The sequence below is a fragment of the Lutibacter sp. genome (assembly GCF_021647475.1).
GTDB lineage: Bacteria > Bacteroidota > Bacteroidia > Flavobacteriales > Flavobacteriaceae > Lutibacter.
Genome location: NZ_JAKIUR010000008.1, coordinates 19,750 through 37,914 on the forward strand (window position 1 = coordinate 19,750; position 18,165 = coordinate 37,914).

An 18,165-nucleotide genomic window follows, 5' to 3' on the forward strand; every position below is an offset into this window, starting at 1 on the left:
AGGCGGGCTTGTTTCAGAATCTCATCAAGTAAATATCTCAATATTCTGTAAACCTAAAACAAGTTTAGGTTGACGAAAAAATAATATGACAGAAAATAAATGAAGAAAAAATTTATAATTATTGGAGGTGGTGCAGCAGGTTTTTTTGCGGCAATAAATGCCGCAGAATTAAATCCAGATTTGGAAGTGCTAATTTTAGAAGGAAATAATAAAGTTTTACAAAAAGTAAAAGTTTCTGGAGGAGGACGTTGCAATGTTACCCACGCATGTTTTACGCCAAATGAATTGGTAGCATTTTACCCAAGAGGTAAAAAAGAATTGCTAGGACCATTTCATCAATTTATGACTGGAGATACAATGGAATGGTTTGAAAATAGAGGAATCCCATTAAAAATTGAAGATGATAATCGGGTTTTTCCTGAAAGTAATTCATCACAAACTATTATTGATTGCTTTTTGAAAAGCACTAAAAATGCTGGAGTTGTATTAAAAACAAGTGCTCGAGTTGATGCCATTCTCAAAAAAGACGACCAGTTTTTAGTAAAAACTACTTCCGAAGAATTTATAGCTGATTATTTATTGATTGCAACTGGAAGTAATGCTAAAGTTTTGGATATGATTTCAGGGTTGGGGCATAAAATAATACCACCCGTTCCTTCTCTTTTTACATTTAATATTAATGATGCTTTGTTAAAAAATATTCCAGGAATATCAGTTTCAAATGCTTCTGTAAAAATTGTAAATTCTAAATTAGAAGAAAATGGACCGTTATTAATTACACATTGGGGATTGAGTGGACCAGCAATTTTAAAATTATCGGCTTGGGGAGCGGTTGAATTGTACCAAAAAGGCTATAGTTTTGAAATTGAAGTAAATTGGTTATCTACAAATCTTGAAACAGTATTGAATATTTTAAAATCAGTAAAGAAAGAACAAGCCAAAAAACAAGTAATTGTACGATCTCCTTTTTCTGAAATTTCAAAACGTTTGTGGGAACAATTTGTACTTGCAGCTCAAATTACTTCAGAAGTTAAATGGGCGCAATTAAGTAATAAAGAATTAGAGAATTTAGCCAATCAGTTAGCCAAATGTACCTTTAAAGTTTCGGGAAAAAGTACGTTTAAAGATGAGTTTGTAACTGCTGGAGGAATTGATTTAAAAGAAATAAATTTTAAGCGATTTGAAAGTAAATTGCATAAAAATCTGTTTTTTGCAGGCGAAGTACTAAATATTGATGCCATTACAGGCGGATTTAATTTTCAAAATGCTTGGACAGGTGGTTGGATTGTGGCGAATGCTGTTGGGAACTAGTATTAAATTGAAAAAATACGTCATTCTGAACCTGCCAGCCGCAGGCGGGCTTGATTCAGAATCTCACTTAGAAAAGTATAATAGGTATGAGAACCTGAAATAAATTCAGGTTGACGAGATAATCTAAATTTTAACTATTTCGCTAATTCTCCACGATGCGGAATTAAAGCATCTCTATAAATTTTCATATCTGCTTCATCAACAATAATAAATGCAATGGTATGTGTTTCAGAAATTTGTGTGAAATTACTTTCATAAAAATGCAACTTTTCTTTGTTAGCAAATTCTTTTAAGTGAATAGCTTGATGTTCAGCAGTTTTTAAAGCATCTAAACCTCTAAAATCCCAAATTAATTTCAGTTTTCTATTCATTTTAATGACTGATGTAAATTAATAAATCTCCTTTTTTAAAAGTAATTTCAATGGTGTTTTCAATAGCTTTATTTCTGGTGCCAATACGTTTGCCAAAAACTAAACTTTCATTTACTAACGGATATTGTAATCCTGAAGTGGTTATTCCTTTTGCTTTCGGAAAAGGAATTAACGAAATATTTTTATTTAAAACATTAGATATTTTAAACGTATTATTTATAAAAAAATACATTCCAAAATCATCATAAAAAGTGATATTTAGTTTGGTTTTCCAAGCTAAAGCGGTACTAATATTTCCTAAAAAGTGATCGTGTTCTTTACCACTTCCTCCATAAACATCAATAGTATTAAAACCTCTTTTATTTAAAATAGCTAGTGCTTTATCAAAATCAGTAAAATTTTGATTGGGAGTGTTGATTACTTCCGCAGTTGTTGGGATTGATTCAATAGAATCAAAATCACCAGTTATCAAATCAGGTTCAATATTTTTTTCTTTAAAATGGTTATAAGCACCATCAATAGCACAAACAATTTGATAATTAGATAAGTTAGGAAATACTGTCGGTTTCTCTCCGTTTAATAAAACAAAAGCCTTTTTAGATTTCATAAGGCAAAATTAACTAAAAAGGCATTTGAATTTAAATTTTCGAAGGTATTTCTTCTTTCTGCATCCAAGTAATAATAATTATTCCTAATCTACTAACTAAGAAAACAACCATTCCAAATACTGGACTTAACAACGCAATTTTTAGTCCTGAAGCTAAAACAGCAGGAGAAACATTGCCAACTATTTGAATTGAATCAAAAGCTCCTATTAGTCCAATCATTTGTCCTAAAAAGCCCCAAACCAATGCAAATAAACTAATATGACTTATTAATTTTCGGGTTTTGCCTTCAGCATCACCTTTAATAAGTGCTTTTACAATTAATGCGATACAAATTAGGAGCATTGCAAAAGTTGGATATGAAAAAGTGGCTCCACCATCGTTTAATAAATTTAAAAATAAAAGTTTCATAAAAAATGTTTTTAATGTTAATATGTTTCAAATATATCTTGATACTAGCTAGTATTTATTTAATTGCGATAGTTTACAAAAAGAGAATTAAAAATAACTTGTTTTCTGGTTCTTTTGGTATATAACTTGTAATAAATGCCAAATATCGTTACTTTTTTGAATTTCATCGCAAAAGCATTTTTTTTTAGTTAAAAAAGTAGATATTGCAGAATAATGAAGATACCAAAAGTGTTTTTTAAATATAGTGTTGAGGTAATTCTACACCTACTATTTTGGGGAGTAGTGTATTTCTTTTATACCTATTTTTTAGGTTATGGAAGTAATAACACCAACTATGTAAACAGATTTTCAGCATTTTTAATGCCTATAACAATTGGCATTAGTTACTTTTTTTTATACTTTCTTATTCCTAACTATTTATTAAAGCGAAAGCGTGTTTTATTTTTAGTATATAGTGCGTATACATTTATTATTTCGGTATTTTTAATTATTCTTTCCATATTATATGGGTTGGTTTTTTTAATAGAGCTAAATTCGAATGATACTTCTCCACTAACCAAAACACTTCCTTTTATTATTTTAGGTGTGTATTTTGTCGTTTTAATTGTGGTTTCGTTAAGTTTAATAATGCACAATTATAATTCAATAGTAAACAATGAAAATCTGAAGAACAAAATATTAGAAACACAATTGCAAATAAAAGATCAGGAATTACGGTTTTTAAAGATGCAAATCCACCCTCATTTTTTGTTCAATTCATTAAATACAATTTATGGTTTTGCTTTGGAAAAAAAGGATGAGGCTCCTGAAATGATTTTAAAACTATCAAACTTATTAGATTACATTTTATACCAAATAGAAAAACCTCAAGTGCTGTTAATGGATGAAGTAAATCATTTATTAGATTATGTTTCGCTCGAAAAAATGCGTTTTCACGATACACTAGAAGTTAAAACAACTATTGATGTTTCTAGCAATACTATTCAAATAGCTCCAATGTTGTTAATTCCTTTTGTCGAAAATGCCTTTAAACACGGAGATATTGTTAATGGAAGTTTAAACGTAACGATTCATATAAAAACAGAAGATGATGTGTTATTTTTTAGAATTGAAAACACGTTTATTAAAGAAAATAAAACTAGTAATGGCATTGGATTGGAAAACATTGCAAAACGATTGGAAATGCTGTTTGCCAATTCATACTCGTTAGAAACCAATCAAACAGCCAATTATTTTAAAGTGAAACTAACTATTCGTAATTTAAAACAATTTAAAAATGAGTAAAGTAGTAAATTGTATTATAGTTGATGACGAACCGGTTGCCCGTGATATTTTAAAGAGTCATTTGCAAAAAATAGATGCAGTAACTGTTGTTGCAACGTGTAAAAATGCAGTGGAAGCTTTTAATGAAATTAGTTCAAATAAAATTGACTTAATTTTTTTAGACATTAATATGCCTGAGATTTCAGGTTTGTCTTTTGCAAAAGCTATCAATAAGAATATCAAAGTAATATTTACTACGGCTTATAGAGAATATGCTGTGGATGGTTTTAATTTGCAAGCTGTAGATTATTTATTAAAACCAATTTCGTTTGAACGTTTATTGCAAGCTGTAAATAAATTTTTAGATGAGAGTGTTTTTATTGAAACCAAAGCCACTTCTGAAATAATTCAGGAAAAAAGTAATTTTATTTTTGTGCGTTCTGATAGAAAAATGATTAAAATTAATTTTTCGGAAATCAATTACATTGAAAGTTTTAGCGATTATATAAAAATTCATTTAAGCGATAAAATAATTATTACGCGTGAAACCATCACAAATATTGAAGCAAAACTTCCTAAAAACGATTTTATGAGGATTCACCGTTCTTATATTGTTTCAATTTCTAAAATTAATTCGTTTACCAATGAGTTTATTGAAGTACAAAAAAAGGCAATTCCAATTAGTAGAAGTTATAAAAAAGAAGTGTTGCTAAGATTAGAAAATGTTTAAAGCTTGTGTACCTATGATAAACTAAGAAAATCGTCATTCTGAACCTGCCAGCAGCAGGCGGGCTTGTTTCAGAATCTCATTAAGCTAATTTCTAATTATTAAGAGAACCTGAAACCAGTTCAGGTTGACGTAAATTGACTTTATTGGAGGCTTCATTAAATACTAGTTTTTCTAAGTTTAATTTAGAATAACTCGTTGTGCATTTTGACTCTTTAAACATACTATTAGGTCAATTCGAGACTGCCTGACGGCGAGGTAGATAATTTTTGATAAAAAATGGTATCGAGAACGGCTGTTTTTAACTAAAAAACCTATTCTCGATACTAATTTCAAGCCTAAAAAGGCTAAAATTCACTCGTATTGACGAAATTTATTATAATGCACAACGGGTTAGAATATAACTTTTGTTGTCTTAACAATAAGAATAAATTATCTTTGAGCAAAATTTTTACTTTGATTGCATCTGATTTTATTTTAAATAGTTTTGATACAACTAAAATAACTAACGGAAGTGTAACTTGGAAAACACCAAGCAACATCGCCTTAGTAAAATATTGGGGAAAAGAAGCACCTCAAATACCTAAAAATCCTTCCATCAGTTTTACGTTAGATGCTTGTTTTACGTTGACAACTTTGGAATATCAAAAACGTCAACCTGAACTTGATTCAGGTTCTCATAGTAAGATGCTGAAACAATCCCGACAACTATCGGGACAGGTTGACGATAACTCGTTCAACTTTGATGTCTATTTTGAAGGAGAAAAAAAGGATGATTTCAAACCTAAAATTCAAAAATTTTTTGAAAGAATTGAAAAATATGTTCCTTTTATAAAAGAGTATAATTTTGTAATAAAATCTAGAAATTCTTTTCCACATAGTAGCGGAATTGCATCTTCAGCAAGCGGTATGAGTGCATTGGCATTGTGTATTATGAGTTTAGAACGTTCATTAAGTAACATTGAAATGACGGATGTATATTTCAATAAAAAAGCATCTTTTTTAGCACGATTAGGTTCGGGAAGTGCTTGCAGAAGTATTGAAGGGTCTGTAGTTGTTTGGGGGAAACATAAAGAAATTAAAGGAAGTTCCGATTTATTTGGAATAAAATTTCCAGATGAAATTCATGTAAATTTTAAAAACTATCACGATACTATTTTGCTGGTTGACGAAGGAGAGAAACAGGTTTCAAGTACTGTGGGACATCAATTAATGAATAATCATCCGTTTGCAGAGCAACGCTTTTTACAAGCAAATAAAAATATATCAAAACTGTCAAAAATTCTTCAAACTGGAAATCTAAAGGAATTTATTAGTTTAGTGGAAAGTGAAGCATTAACCTTGCATGCAATGATGATGACTAGCAATCCATATTTTATGTTGATGAAGCCAGATACACTAAAAATTATCAATAAAATTTGGAAGTTTAGAGCAGAAACTAACTCAAATATATGCTTTACTTTAGATGCAGGTGCAAATGTTCACGTGCTTTTCCCTGAGAGAGAAAAAGAGATTGGTCACAATTTTATAATAAACGAGTTAATTCAATTGTGTAATAAAAATCATTATATTTGCGATAGAATTGGAGTTGGGGCAAAACAATTATCAATTAAATAGAACTATGAAAGGACCACTTTTTTACGCAAAAATTTTACTTTTCGGTGAATATGGAATTATAAAGGATTCCAAAGGGTTGGCAATACCATACAATAGTTATCAAGGAGCTTTAAAAAAAGCTGACGTTTTAACTGAAGAAGTAAAAAAATCAAATAAAAAATTACAGAATTTTTATGAATATCTTGAGAACTCAAATCAAGAGTTGATTTATCTAAGGCTACAAGATTTTAAGGTTGATTTAGAGGAAGGAATGTATTTTGATTCCAGTATTCCTCAAGGTTATGGAGTAGGGAGTTCTGGAGCTTTAGTCGCTTCAATTTATGATAAATACGCTGATGATAAAATTACAGTTTTAGAAAATTTAACACGTGAAAAATTACTTAAACTAAAACATATTTTTTCATTTATGGAATCGTATTTCCATGGGAAAAGCTCAGGTTTAGATCCATTAAATTCATACTTAAGCTTGCCAATACTAATCAATTCAAAAGATAATTTAGAACCTACCGGAATTCCATCTCAAAAAGAAGGAAAAGGAGCCGTTTTCTTATTAGATTCTGAAATGATGGGTGAAACAGAACCTATGGTAACCATTTTTATGAATAAAATGAAAAATGAAGGATTCAGAAAAATGCTAAATGAAGATTTTGCAAAATACACCGATGCTTGTATTGACGATTTTTTACATGGAAATGTAAAATCGTTATTTGGTAATGTTAAGCAACTTTCAAAAGTAGTATTTGAAAATTTTAAACCAATGATTCCAAAAACATTCCATACTATTTGGCAAAAAGGAATTGATTCTAACGACTACTATTTAAAACTTTGCGGTTCAGGTGGTGGTGGTTATATTTTAGGCTTTACTGAAGATTATGCAAAGACAAAAAATATACTAAAAAAATATAAGCTGGAACTAGTTTATAGATTTTAGTAACTTAATTTATGCTCAAATAAAATTTAATAAACTAACTATTAAATTTTATAACTTATTTAAATGGATTTATTAGAAATTTCTAAAAACAACAGTAAAAAACAAGCTCCGTTTTATATAAAAATACTGAGTCTGTTTTCTGTGGTGCGTGGTTATAATATTCTATTAATTGTAATAGCACAATATTTAGCTTCTATTTTTATTTTTTCTCCAGAGAAATCATTACGATACGTTTTACTTGATATAAACCTATATTTTATTGTACTTTCAACAGTTTGCGTAATTGCTTCGGGGTATATTATTAATAATTTTTATGATTTAGATGCGGATAGAATAAACCGACCAATAAAACATAAAATTGATGCTATAGTTACTCAAAAAACTAAATTACTTATCTATTTTTTATTAAATTTTATAGGAGTTTTATTTGCCTTTTTAGTTTCTTGGAGGGCTGCATTATTTTTCTCCGTGTATATTTTCTTAATTTGGTTGTATTCACATAAATTAAAGAAATATCCACTAATTGGATTGTTTTCAGCAGTAAGTTTAGCAATTTTACCATTTTTTGCAATCTTTGTATATTATAAAAATTTTTCAGAAATAATATTTACCCACGCAGCCTTTTTGTTTTTTATATTATTGATACGGGAATTGATAAAAGATTTAGAAAAAATTAAAGGCGATTTTGTGCAAAACTATCAAACCATTGCCGTTAGATATGGAGAATATTTTACAAAATTGTTAATTTCACTTATAACAATTCTAACCTTAAATCCAATTTATTTTTTATTAAAATATCCTGAAATTGGCGGAATGAAATACTATTTTTACGTGAGTATTGTAGTCCTTTTTATTTTTAATTTATTTTTATGGATTAATAAAAGTGATAAAAAATATTTAATTCTTCACGTACTTTTAAAATTGTTAATTATTACAGGCGTATTCAGCTTATCTTTAATTGATTATTCTGTAATTATTAATAGAATACTTTTAATAAAATAGTTAATTCTTTCTTATTCAAAGAATAACCTTACTTTTGCAAAAATTTTTAAAATGAAACCAAATAAAAACTCGTCGAGAGGACGACAATCTTCCGAAAAAAGAGATTCTAAAAAAAACACTAAAAGAACTTTTGATTCAAAATTTTCGAAGAATGAATCTAGAAAAGAAGGAAATCAGAAATTTCAAAAAAAATCTTCTTATAAAAGAGGTATTGAAAAAAAATATAAATCAAACTTTAGCGATAAACCAAAAACTACGGATAAAAAAGCTAACCTAACTTTTAATACGGATGAAGTTCGTTTAAATAAGTTTATTGCCAATGCGGGTATTTGCTCACGTCGAGAAGCGGATGTTTATATTAAAGCAGGAAATGTTAAAGTAAACGGTAAACTAATTACCGAAATGGGTTATAAAGTTCAACCAACAGATGAGGTTAAATTTGATGATTCCTTAATTAGTTTAGAGCAAAAAAGATATGTTTTACTTAATAAACCTAAAAATTTCATTACTACTATGGATGATGAACGTGGTAGAAAAACCGTAATGGATTTAATTGCAAATGCTACTAAAGAGCGCATTTATCCTGTGGGTAGATTAGATAGAAACACAACAGGATTATTACTTTTCACCAATGATGGAGAGTTGGCAAAAAAACTAACACATCCTAAACATCATATCCAAAAATTATACCATGCAAGTCTTGATAAAAAGCTAGCAATGAGTGATATGCAAAAAATAGCAGAAGGTTTTGTATTAGATGATAAAAGCGTAATAGTTGATGAAATTTCGTATATAATGAACCAACCAAAAAGTGAAGTTGGAGTCAAAATTCACTCTGGAAGAAATAGAATTATACGTAGAATATTTGAACATTTTAACTACAATGTGGTTAAATTAGATAGAGTAATTTTTGCAGGACTTACAAAAAAAGATTTACCAAGAGGAATGTATAGGAATTTGACTGAAATGGAAGTGAATACATTAAAAATGTTATAGTTTAACCCGTTGTGCATTTTGATAAAATTTTGTCAATTCGAGTGAATTTTAGCCTTTTTAGGCATAAAATTAGTATCGAGAATAGGTTTTTCAGTTAAAAACAGATGTTCTCGATACAATTTTTTATCAAAAATTATCTACCTCGCCGTCAGGCAGGCTCGAACTGACGTAACAGTAAGTTTAAAGAATCAAAATGTACAACGGGTTAATTTATTATTGATAAACAAGGCTAAAAATTTACTTGTTCTTTTAAAAAAATCATTTTTTGGTTTAAATTATTTTATTGAGTTATACACTTAAACGAAGTTCATATTGTAATTGATAATCAGTAAGTTATAATCTCTTATATTTTAAAATAATCTATCTTTTGGTATTGAAGTAAGGTGAAATTAATTTTAAAAATTATAACTAATTGAAAATAGCCAAACTAAAAAAAATTACGTTTTCTAAACGTATAACTCAATTATTTTATATATTTGAAATACTATTAAATTAAAATTGGTTAAGAAAATTTACTTATAATTATAATCCTTTTGTTATGAATAGAGTAATTGTAGATTATAAAAAATTGACACCTGAAATTTTAAATTTACTCGTTGAAAAGTTTCCTGACGGTTACGGAATTAGAGATATTATTAAGTTCACAAATCATAAAGGGCAATACATTGAAGCGGTTGAAGTAAAAACCGAAGAAACTACTTATTTAGTTAAAGTTAGTGATCAACTTGTAGATAGTATGGTAATTCATGAAGAACTATTAGGTGACGATTCTATAATTGATCCAATAGTTGAGGGTATTGATATTGAAGAAGATATAGACTTAGATGCTACTGAATTAATAGATGATTAAAATAAAAAAACCGAACTAAAAGTTCGGCTTTTTTGTGGTACCTCCAGGAATCGAACCAGGGACACAAGGATTTTCAGTCCTTTGCTCTACCAACTGAGCTAAGGTACCATTGCCTTAGCGGATGCAAATATATATGTATTTTTTATACCTGACAAAACAATTTTAAAAAAATCTGTTGTATTTTTGAGCAGTATTAAAAAAATAAAATGAACTTAGTAATTGACGTTGGTAATACAAGAATAAAAAGTGCTATTTTTGATAAAGGTGAAATAATTCATTCTGAAACATTTAGCCATAAAAATATAGTAGAAAATGTAGTTGAAAGTATTAATAAATTTGAATGTGTAAACGCTATAATTTCTTCCGTTTCAACTTTAAATAAATCTCAAATTTCTCAGATTAAAGAAAAGATAAATCTTATTATTTTAAATGCTAGCACTAAAATTCCTTTTAAAAATAAATACGATACACCAAAAACGCTTGGAGTTGATAGAATAGCACTTGCATCAGCAGCTGTTTTTCAATATCCAAATAAAAATGTTTTAGTAATAGATGCGGGTACTTGCATAACCTATGATTTTATAAACAAAGAAGGAAACTATTTTGGGGGAGCTATTTCTCCAGGAATAACTATGCGATATAAGTCACTTAACCATTTTACAGAAAATTTACCTTTGCTTAACCCCAATTTTGAAAATGAGTTAATTGGAACCAGTACAATTTCAAGTATTCATATTGGAGTAATAAAGGGAGTTATAAGCGAAATTGATAGTTTTATTGAACAATATAGAAAAAAAAATAGAGATTTAACAATAGTTTTAACAGGTGGAGACGTTAATTTCTTGAATAATAGATTAAAAAATGGCATATTTGCCAATCCTAATTTTTTATTAGAAGGATTAAACATAATTTTGACCTATAATTTGTAATAAATGATAAGAAAAATAATAGTAGTTTGTACACTATTTATTTCAATAGTAAGTTTCGCTCAAGTTAATGATGTTTCAGCATATTCTTTTTTTGGAATAGGAGATAAAAATAATCAAACTACAGTAGAACAATTAAGTATGGGAGGTGTTGGAGTTTCTTTTCATGATAGTTTTCATCTTAATTTTTTAAATCCAGCGGCAATTGCATTCATTAAATCTACAAATTATTCTTTAGCTTTAGAAAATGTAAATATTAATGCTAAAGATAATATTAATAATCAAAAAGGGGCATTTACCTATTTATCATACTTAGCAGTTGGGATTCCTTTAAGTGATAAAGCAGGTTTTTCCTTTGGATTGCTACCCAATTCATCTGTTGGATATTCTCTAATAACTTCTACTAAAGATACTGATGGAAATGTAATTGAGGCTTCTTATTATAATGGTAATGGAGGTACAAATAAAGCATTTGTTAATTTTGGTTACAAAGCATTTAAAGACTTTAGTGTAGGTTTGCAAGGAAATTATATATTTGGTAATATTGATAATAGTGTAATTAATCAAAAAAAGGATATTGCCTTGGCAACTAAATATCAAGCAGTTTCTAGGATTAAGGGATATGCTATGTCTGTTGGTATGATTTACGATAAAAAATTATCTGAAAAAGTTAATATGCATTTAGGTGCAAATTTTGAATTAGAAAGTAATATTAAAACAGAAGGGGACGAATATTTTTACTCATTAGTATATAATACTGTGGAATCTCCTAGAGATACTATTTCAAATGTGAAAAGTAATGGAACTATAAAATCACCCATTAGAACTAATTTAGGAGTAGGTTTCGGTAAAGAAGGTAAATGGTATGCAGGGGGGGATTATAGTTTCCAAAATGCTTTAAATATTAAAGGAGATGTATTAAGTAACTATACCAGAATTGCTTACGATAATTATAATAAAATAGCAATTGGTGGGTTTTATATACCAAAGTTTAACTCAATTTCAAGTTATTGGCAAAGAGTTACTTATAGAGCGGGTCTTAAATTTGAAAACACTGGATTAACGGTTGATGCACTAGGAAATGGAACAAATTACGAGGCAATACATGATTTTGGCATATCTTTTGGAGTAGGATTACCAATGAACAAACATTTATCAAATTTAAATCTTGGATTTGAAGTCGGTAAAAGAGGTAAAACCACCAGCGGATTAGTTCAAGAAAATTATTTTAAATTTAGAGTAAGTTTATCCTTAAATGATAAGTGGTTCAAAAAACGACAAATATTTTAATTATTAAGAAAATACATAAATGATGAAAAAAATGAAACAAACTTTAGCGTTAGTATTATTTTTATTAGTTGCAACTCCAATGGTTTTTGCACAAGCTAATCAAGATTGCGGTATAAAATATAATTTATTTAAAGGAGATTTTAAAGCTAAAAAATATGATGCCGCCTTTGATAATTGGATGTGGTGTATGGATAATTGTCCTAGCCTATCCATTAATATTTATAAATATGGAGCAAAAATAGCTAAGTATAAATTAGCACACGCAAGTGAAGCAGATAAAAAAGCTGCAGCTGATTTGGTAATGAGAGTTTATAATCAAAGAATTAAATATTATCCAACAAAAAACTTAGCCAGAGTTGATAATGATATTGCAACTTTTAAAGCTGAACATGGTGCTTCGGAGTCTGAAGTGTATGAATGGTTGGAAAAAGCTTTTAAAATAGATCCAACAGCTTTATCAGCAAAAAATATGTATCGATATTTTGATATAGTTTTAAGCAAAAATAAAGATACCAACCCACAGTTAGTATTTGATACTTATGATGAGGTTGCTGAAGGTGTTGATAATAAATTTGCGGTATATTCTAAAAAAATTGATGCAATTAATGCAAAAGATTCTACAAAATTAAGTTCTAAGGATATTAGACATAAAAAATTGTATCAACAAATTCTAACTAATTTATCATTAGTTGAAGGTGGTTTAGATGCAAAATTAGCTTCAATTTCAACCTGTGAGAATTTAATCCCTTTAAATAAAAAGTATTTTGAAGAAAAGAAAAATGATAAAGTTTGGTTGAAAAGAGCCGTATCAAGGATGTACACTAAAGAATGTACAGCTGATCCTTTTTATGACACTTTAGTTGAACAATATGTTAAAACTGACCCATCACCACAAGCTTCTGTATTTTATGCTGGTATTTTAATGGAAAAAGGACAAAGTACAAAAGCAATGGACTATTTCAAACAAGCGATAGCACAAGAAACAGATCCTTATAAAAAAGCACAAGGTTTACTTAGAGTTGCACAAATTTTAGGTAAAAAAGGAAGAAAAAGTGAAGCTCGAAGTTATGCGTACAAAGCTTTAAAATTTCAACCAAGTATGGGTAAGGCTTATTTAGTTATAGCTAGCTTGTATGCTTCAAGTGCTAATTCTTGTGGTACCGATGTAGTTTCAAAAAGAATGGTATATGTAGCAGCTTTAAATAAGGCACGAAAAGCAAAATCAGTTGATCCAAGTGTAAGTTCATTAGCAAATAGGTTTATAAGAGCCTATTCAAAAAATATTCCAACTAAAAAAGATTTATTTGTTGCAGGTGTTAAGCCTGGCTCAATACATAGAATAGGTTGTTGGATTAATGAAACTGTACGAGTACCAAACTACTAGTTTTACATACTAATAATTGATATATTTGTTGTATGACAAAGTCAATTAAAAATAATATTAAAAACATTGCTTTTATAAGTTTATTAGCAATGTTTTTTTCATGTACAAATAGTGTTAAAGAAGTACGTGATTTTTTAGCTGATAAAAATTTACCTATTGGAGAAGCTTACAATATTAATTTAAGGCATACGGATTCTGGTAGAATTGATATTAAAATGAAAGCGAAATTAATGCTTGATTTTAGTAATAGAACTAAAGATCCTTATTCTGTTTTTCCTAAAGGAATTGAAATAACTACTATAAATAAAGATGGTGATTCCATTCTTATTAAAGGAGATTATGCAAAAAGCTTTGCTAAAACAGAAGTCTCTGAAATAAAACATAATGTTTCAATATATAATTATGCTCAAAAAAATAGATTAGAAACGAATCAAATTTATTGGGATCAAAAAACACATTATTTTTTTACTGAAAATAAATTTACTTTTTATACTTTAACCGATACAATTTACGGTGTAGGTTTTGAAGCAACAGAAGATTTAAAACATTGGTGGGTAAAAAACCAAACAGGTGTACTAACTATTAAAGATTAAAACATGAATAAAATTTGGAAACTTTTTGAATACGGATACTTATTAATCGCAATTTTTTTTGCTGTTGAAACTTTTTTGAATTTAGGAAAAGATAAAGTGTATTTTTTCGCAATATTCTCTGTGCTTGCATTAGGAATGTTCTTTTTTAGGCGAAGTTTTAGAAAAAAATTTGAAAAAAGAAACAAGCAATAAGTGGAAACCCAAATTGCTATCATATTAATTTCTATGCTGTTGTCCGCATTTTTTTCAGGAATGGAAATAGCATTTATTTCTTCTAATAAATTTCAAATAGAATTAGAAAAGAAAAAAGAAGGCTTTATTGCTAAAATTCTATCAAAAATCACTAGAAAATCTACAAAGTTTATTACAACTATGTTGGTGGGTAATAATATAGCTTTGGTAGTTTACAGTTTTTTTATGGGCGATTTTATTACTCATTTTTTACCAAAAAATGAACTAAGCACATTTTCAATTTTACTAATTCAAACCGTTATTTCTACATTAATTATTCTAATTTTTGCTGAATTTTTACCTAAGGCAATTTTTAGAATTTACGCAAATGAAACCTTGCGTTTTTTTGCTCCACTAACGTATTTTTTTTATATAATTTTTCATTTTATTTCTAATTTTATTACGGCAATCTCTGACTTTTTGTTAAAACACTTTTTTCACACCTCAAAAGATAATTTACAAACGGAATTTAGTAAAGAAGAATTAGGAAATTATATTACAGAACAACTAGAAAACACAAGCGAAAATGAAGAAGTAGATTCTGAAATTCAAATTTTTAAAAATGCTCTAGAATTTGATAATGTTAAGGCTCGTGAAATTATGATTCCACGTACTGAAATTGTTGCAGTTAATATTTCAGAAACCATAAATAACATTAAAAAATTATTTATAGAAACTGGGTATTCAAAAGTTATTGTCTATCAAAATTCCTTAGATAATATTTTAGGATATGTTCATGCTTTTGAATTATTTAAAAAACCAAAAAATTTAAAAAGTATTGTTTTACCAGTAGAATTTGTTCCAGAAAGTATGCTAATTAATAATTTGCTTAATATTTTAACTAAAAAGAAAAAAAGTATTGCAGTTGTATTAGATGAATTTGGAGGAACTTCTGGCATTATTACCGTTGAAGATATTGTTGAAGAATTATTTGGTGAAATTATTGACGAACATGATACTGTTGAATTTTTAGAACATAAAATTAATGACAGAGAATTTGAATTTTCAGCACGGTTAGAGGTAGATTTTTTAAATGAAAATTTTCATCTTAATATACCTGAAAATGAAGCGTATGAAACCCTAGGAGGCTACATTGTGTATTGCAATGAAAATATTCCAAAACAAGATGAAATTATTGAAATTAACCATCTTCATTTTAAAATGTTAAAAGTAGATTCTTCTAAAATTATGGAAGTTTACGTTAAAGTTTTAGATAAAGAGAATTAATTCGTATTTAAATCAAAAAATAATTACTTAAACACATTAAATAAAGCCATTTCACTTTTATAATTAAATACTTAATTGTATTTTCGCACACTGTAATAAAAGAAAACTATAATGGCAATATTATCAAAAATTAGAGATCGCTCTATGTTTTTAATCCTAATTGTAGGATTAGCACTTTTTGCATTTGTACTAAATCCAAGTTCAATTCAACGTTTTTTCAATGCAAGTAAAACCAATGAAGTTGGAGAAGTAAACGGACAAGTTATTGGTAGAGAAGATTTTGCAAAACAAGTTGAAAATTATCGAGCTAAATATGGATCAAGAGTTACTCAAATGCAAGCTGTGAATACCGTTTGGAATTCATTAGTTAGTGAGAAAATTTTTAAAACTCAACTTAAAGAAGCCGGTATTGTAGTTGGTGAAAAAGATATTTGGGATGCAATGGTTGCAATGCCTGAAATTCAAAACTCACCAATATTTAAAAATAAAGCAGGTCTATTTGATGAAGAAAAATTAAAAGAATATGTTGCAACTTTAGAAGATGATGCAAAATCAGGAAATACTAAAGGTTGGATAGATTGGTTAAATACTGAAAAACAGATTAAGCAAAATTTAGAAAGACAAGCTTATACAACTTTAGTAAGTGCCGGATTAGGTGCTTCATTGAAAGAAGGTGAAAGAGATTATAACTTTAATAATGAAACTGTAAGTGGTAATTTTGTATTTATGCCTTACCGCCTAATTCCTGATAGTTTAGTTGTCGTTACAAAAGGTGATATTTTAAACTACGTAAAAGATAATCCAAAAACATATAAACCAGAAGCCACACGCTCAATTAAATATATTAAATTTGATATTGTTCCTTCAAAAGCTGATGGAGAAGCGGTAAAAGCAAAAGTAGCCTCTTATATTAATGATAAAGAAGAATATAGTAATGCAGCTAAGTCTATTATAAAAACTCATGGATTAAAAAATGCTACTAATTATGAAGAGTTTTTAGTTGAAAATAAATCAGATTTATTATTAGATAATTCTTACAAGTTTAAAAATCAGGTTCCTAAAGAAATTTCAGAAGCTGTATTTAATGGTAAACTTGGTGATGTTTTTGGACCATATAAAGAAAATGGATTTTATAAAATTTCTAAATTAGTAGAAGTTATAAAAATGCCAGATTCTGTTAAATCGAGCCATATTATTGTTCCTTACAAAGGAGCTGTTCGTTCAACTTCAAACAGAACAAAAGAAGCCGCTAAAAAAATGGCAGATAGTATTTATAATTTAGTTAAAAATAGTGATACTAAATTTAAAGAAATGGCTGATAAAGTTAACTCTGATGGCACTAAAGGTAAAGGAGGAAGTATAGGATGGATTACAAAAAACCAAGCCTTTTCACCTTCATTTGATAAAGATTTTGCAAATTTTATTTTTAAAAATAAAACAGGAAGTATAAAAGTAGTTGAAACTGCTTTTGGTTTTCACGTAATTAAAATTAACGAACAAACTAAACCTAAAAAGGCAGTTAAATTGGTAACTTTTGCTCGTTCAATTGAGCCATCAGAAGATACAGAAAATTTAATTTTCCAAAAAGCAGAAATGGTTGCTTCACAATTATCTGATGGTAAAAAAATAGATGAAGTTGCAAAAGCAGATGGTTATAAAGTGCAATCTGCGGTTAATTTAAAAGTATTATCTGAAAATGTTCCAGGTATTGGTGCTCAAAGGCAAATTGTAACTTGGTCTTATAAACCAGAAAGAGAAATTGGTAACTCAAAGCGTTTTGATATAAATGTTGGCGAAAAAAGAGGTTATGCTGTTGTAGTTTTAACAGGAATGACTTCAGCTGATGAAATTTCTTTAAATTCATCAATTATTGCTAAGGTTAGACCATTATTAATAAGTAAGAAAAAAGCTGCTTTATTAAAAGAAAAAATAAAAGGGACTACTTTAGCAGAGATTGCAAAAAATGCGAACACTACGGTTCGTTTTGCAAGTTCTGTATCTTTAGCTAGTCCGTTAATTTCAGGAGTTGGTAATGAACCTTCAGTTGTAGGTGCAATGTCAACGTTAGCTTTAAATAAAGTCTCTCCAGCTATTTCGGGTAATAAAGGAGTGTTTGTAGTACAAGTAACTAAACGCAAAAATCCTATTAAATTAAATAATTATAATGCGTTTAGAAATAATATGACTAAAAAATTACAAGGAAGAAGTTATCAATTATATCAGGTTTTGCAAGATAATGCTGATATAACAGATAATAGAGGAAAATTCTTTTAAACGTATATTTGTGACGTCCTAAATAACTGTTACAAGTTTATACAAAGATAGTTTTAAATCTCCGAGAGTTGCAACTCTCGGAGATTTTTAGTTTTATAGGTTTTAATTTTTATATTTTTTTGTTGATGCATTTGGTTTGGAATAAGCATCGGTTAT

At 28.3% G+C, this 18,165-nt stretch carries 17 protein-coding genes and 1 tRNA gene; 14 read left to right on the plus strand and 4 right to left on the minus strand.

The genetic code is table 11. The annotated features are described in order from the left end of the window. Positions 1–99 precede the first annotated feature (99 nt). Entirely contained in the window at positions 100–1,311 is a 1,212-nt protein-coding gene (locus L3J60_RS03190; protein ID WP_291974042.1) for an NAD(P)/FAD-dependent oxidoreductase, read from the plus strand. A gap of 134 nt (positions 1,312–1,445) precedes the next feature. On the opposite strand, the gene L3J60_RS03195 is transcribed toward L3J60_RS03190, so the two are convergent. The 3 genes from L3J60_RS03195 to L3J60_RS03205 are packed head-to-tail and all read right to left on the minus strand — an operon-like array spanning position 1,446 to position 2,698. Next, a complete protein-coding gene (locus L3J60_RS03195; RefSeq protein ID WP_291974043.1) occupies positions 1,446–1,682 on the minus strand; it encodes a hypothetical protein in 237 nt (78 codons plus the stop codon). A gap of 1 nt (position 1,683) precedes the next feature. After that, entirely contained in the window at positions 1,684–2,289 is a 606-nt protein-coding gene (locus tag L3J60_RS03200) for a thiamine diphosphokinase (protein WP_291974044.1), read from the minus strand. Between the two features lie 31 nt (positions 2,290–2,320). Further along, the gene (locus L3J60_RS03205) at positions 2,321–2,698 is read right to left on the minus strand and encodes a MotA/TolQ/ExbB proton channel family protein (protein WP_291974045.1); all 378 of its coding nucleotides are present in this window, start codon (positions 2,696–2,698) and stop codon (positions 2,321–2,323) included. Positions 2,699–2,911: 213 nt separating this feature from the next. Here L3J60_RS03205 and L3J60_RS03210 point away from each other — a divergent pair, with 213 nt between their 5' ends. The 7 genes from L3J60_RS03210 (at position 2,912) to L3J60_RS03240 (ending at position 10,084) form a co-directional block, all read left to right on the plus strand. Next, positions 2,912–3,982: a histidine kinase gene (locus tag L3J60_RS03210; protein ID WP_291974046.1), complete on the plus strand. Its 1,071-nt coding sequence runs from the start codon at positions 2,912–2,914 to the stop codon at positions 3,980–3,982. Further along, positions 3,975–4,691 carry a LytTR family DNA-binding domain-containing protein gene (locus tag L3J60_RS03215; protein WP_291974047.1) on the plus strand — a complete coding sequence of 239 codons (717 nt, stop codon included), beginning with the start codon at positions 3,975–3,977 and terminating at the stop codon, positions 4,689–4,691. Before L3J60_RS03210 ends, L3J60_RS03215 begins: the two co-directional genes overlap by 8 nt. A 453-nt stretch (positions 4,692–5,144) precedes the next feature. After that, positions 5,145–6,305 (plus strand): diphosphomevalonate decarboxylase, encoded by a 1,161-nt coding sequence (locus tag L3J60_RS03220; protein WP_291974096.1) that lies wholly within the window; start codon positions 5,145–5,147, stop codon positions 6,303–6,305. A 4-nt stretch (positions 6,306–6,309) separates the two neighbouring features. Next, positions 6,310–7,236, plus strand: coding sequence for a mevalonate kinase (locus tag L3J60_RS03225; RefSeq protein ID WP_291974048.1), 927 nt, complete (start codon positions 6,310–6,312; stop codon positions 7,234–7,236). A 63-nt stretch (positions 7,237–7,299) separates the two neighbouring features. Then, positions 7,300–8,238 (plus strand): geranylgeranylglycerol-phosphate geranylgeranyltransferase, encoded by a 939-nt coding sequence (locus tag L3J60_RS03230; protein WP_291974049.1) that lies wholly within the window; start codon positions 7,300–7,302, stop codon positions 8,236–8,238. 51 nt (positions 8,239–8,289) lie between these two features. Further along, on the plus strand, positions 8,290–9,234 hold the full coding sequence (locus L3J60_RS03235) for a pseudouridine synthase (RefSeq protein WP_291974050.1): 945 nt from the start codon (positions 8,290–8,292) through the stop codon (positions 9,232–9,234). Positions 9,235–9,772: 538 nt separating this feature from the next. Further along, entirely contained in the window at positions 9,773–10,084 is a 312-nt protein-coding gene (locus L3J60_RS03240) for a hypothetical protein (RefSeq protein ID WP_291974051.1), read from the plus strand. A 35-nt stretch (positions 10,085–10,119) separates the two neighbouring features. Here L3J60_RS03240 and L3J60_RS03245 read toward each other — a convergent pair. Beyond that, positions 10,120–10,192 (minus strand) — tRNA-Phe (locus L3J60_RS03245). Between the two features lie 98 nt (positions 10,193–10,290). Here L3J60_RS03245 and L3J60_RS03250 point away from each other — a divergent pair. The 6 genes from L3J60_RS03250 to L3J60_RS03280 all read left to right on the plus strand — a co-directional run bounded on the left by L3J60_RS03250 (position 10,291) and on the right by L3J60_RS03280 (position 18,009). Further along, positions 10,291–11,013: a type III pantothenate kinase gene (locus tag L3J60_RS03250; protein ID WP_291974052.1), complete on the plus strand. Its 723-nt coding sequence runs from the start codon at positions 10,291–10,293 to the stop codon at positions 11,011–11,013. Positions 11,014–11,016: 3 nt separating this feature from the next. Further along, entirely contained in the window at positions 11,017–12,300 is a 1,284-nt protein-coding gene (locus L3J60_RS03255) for a hypothetical protein (protein ID WP_291974053.1), read from the plus strand. A 31-nt stretch (positions 12,301–12,331) separates the two neighbouring features. After that, entirely contained in the window at positions 12,332–13,684 is a 1,353-nt protein-coding gene (locus tag L3J60_RS03260) for a hypothetical protein (RefSeq protein ID WP_291974054.1), read from the plus strand. Positions 13,685–13,716: 32 nt separating this feature from the next. Beyond that, on the plus strand, positions 13,717–14,277 hold the full coding sequence (gene lptC / locus L3J60_RS03265; RefSeq protein ID WP_291974055.1) for an LPS export ABC transporter periplasmic protein LptC: 561 nt from the start codon (positions 13,717–13,719) through the stop codon (positions 14,275–14,277). A 192-nt stretch (positions 14,278–14,469) separates the two neighbouring features. After that, positions 14,470–15,735, plus strand: a complete 1,266-nt coding sequence (locus L3J60_RS03275) for a hemolysin family protein (RefSeq protein WP_291974057.1) — start codon at positions 14,470–14,472, stop codon at positions 15,733–15,735. 111 nt (positions 15,736–15,846) lie between these two features. Beyond that, positions 15,847–18,009 (plus strand): SurA N-terminal domain-containing protein, encoded by a 2,163-nt coding sequence (locus L3J60_RS03280; RefSeq protein WP_291974058.1) that lies wholly within the window; start codon positions 15,847–15,849, stop codon positions 18,007–18,009. Positions 18,010–18,165 lie beyond the last annotated feature (156 nt).

Coding starts and splice junctions, on each gene's coding strand:
- lptC (WP_291974055.1), top strand. CDS start 13,717: ATGACAAAGTCAATTAAAAATAATATTAAAAACATTGCTTTTATAAGT.
- L3J60_RS03195 (WP_291974043.1), bottom strand. CDS start 1,682: ATGAATAGAAAACTGAAATTAATTTGGGATTTTAGAGGTTTAGATGCT.
- L3J60_RS03260 (WP_291974054.1), top strand. CDS start 12,332: ATGAAACAAACTTTAGCGTTAGTATTATTTTTATTAGTTGCAACTCCA.
- L3J60_RS03230 (WP_291974049.1), top strand. CDS start 7,300: ATGGATTTATTAGAAATTTCTAAAAACAACAGTAAAAAACAAGCTCCG.
- L3J60_RS03240 (WP_291974051.1), top strand. CDS start 9,773: ATGAATAGAGTAATTGTAGATTATAAAAAATTGACACCTGAAATTTTA.
- L3J60_RS03225 (WP_291974048.1), top strand. CDS start 6,310: ATGAAAGGACCACTTTTTTACGCAAAAATTTTACTTTTCGGTGAATAT.
- L3J60_RS03235 (WP_291974050.1), top strand. CDS start 8,290: ATGAAACCAAATAAAAACTCGTCGAGAGGACGACAATCTTCCGAAAAA.
- L3J60_RS03255 (WP_291974053.1), top strand. CDS start 11,017: ATGATAAGAAAAATAATAGTAGTTTGTACACTATTTATTTCAATAGTA.
- L3J60_RS03250 (WP_291974052.1), top strand. CDS start 10,291: ATGAACTTAGTAATTGACGTTGGTAATACAAGAATAAAAAGTGCTATT.
- L3J60_RS03280 (WP_291974058.1), top strand. CDS start 15,847: ATGGCAATATTATCAAAAATTAGAGATCGCTCTATGTTTTTAATCCTA.
- L3J60_RS03200 (WP_291974044.1), bottom strand. CDS start 2,289: ATGAAATCTAAAAAGGCTTTTGTTTTATTAAACGGAGAGAAACCGACA.
- L3J60_RS03215 (WP_291974047.1), top strand. CDS start 3,975: ATGAGTAAAGTAGTAAATTGTATTATAGTTGATGACGAACCGGTTGCC.
- L3J60_RS03205 (WP_291974045.1), bottom strand. CDS start 2,698: ATGAAACTTTTATTTTTAAATTTATTAAACGATGGTGGAGCCACTTTT.
- L3J60_RS03190 (WP_291974042.1), top strand. CDS start 100: ATGAAGAAAAAATTTATAATTATTGGAGGTGGTGCAGCAGGTTTTTTT.
- L3J60_RS03210 (WP_291974046.1), top strand. CDS start 2,912: ATGAAGATACCAAAAGTGTTTTTTAAATATAGTGTTGAGGTAATTCTA.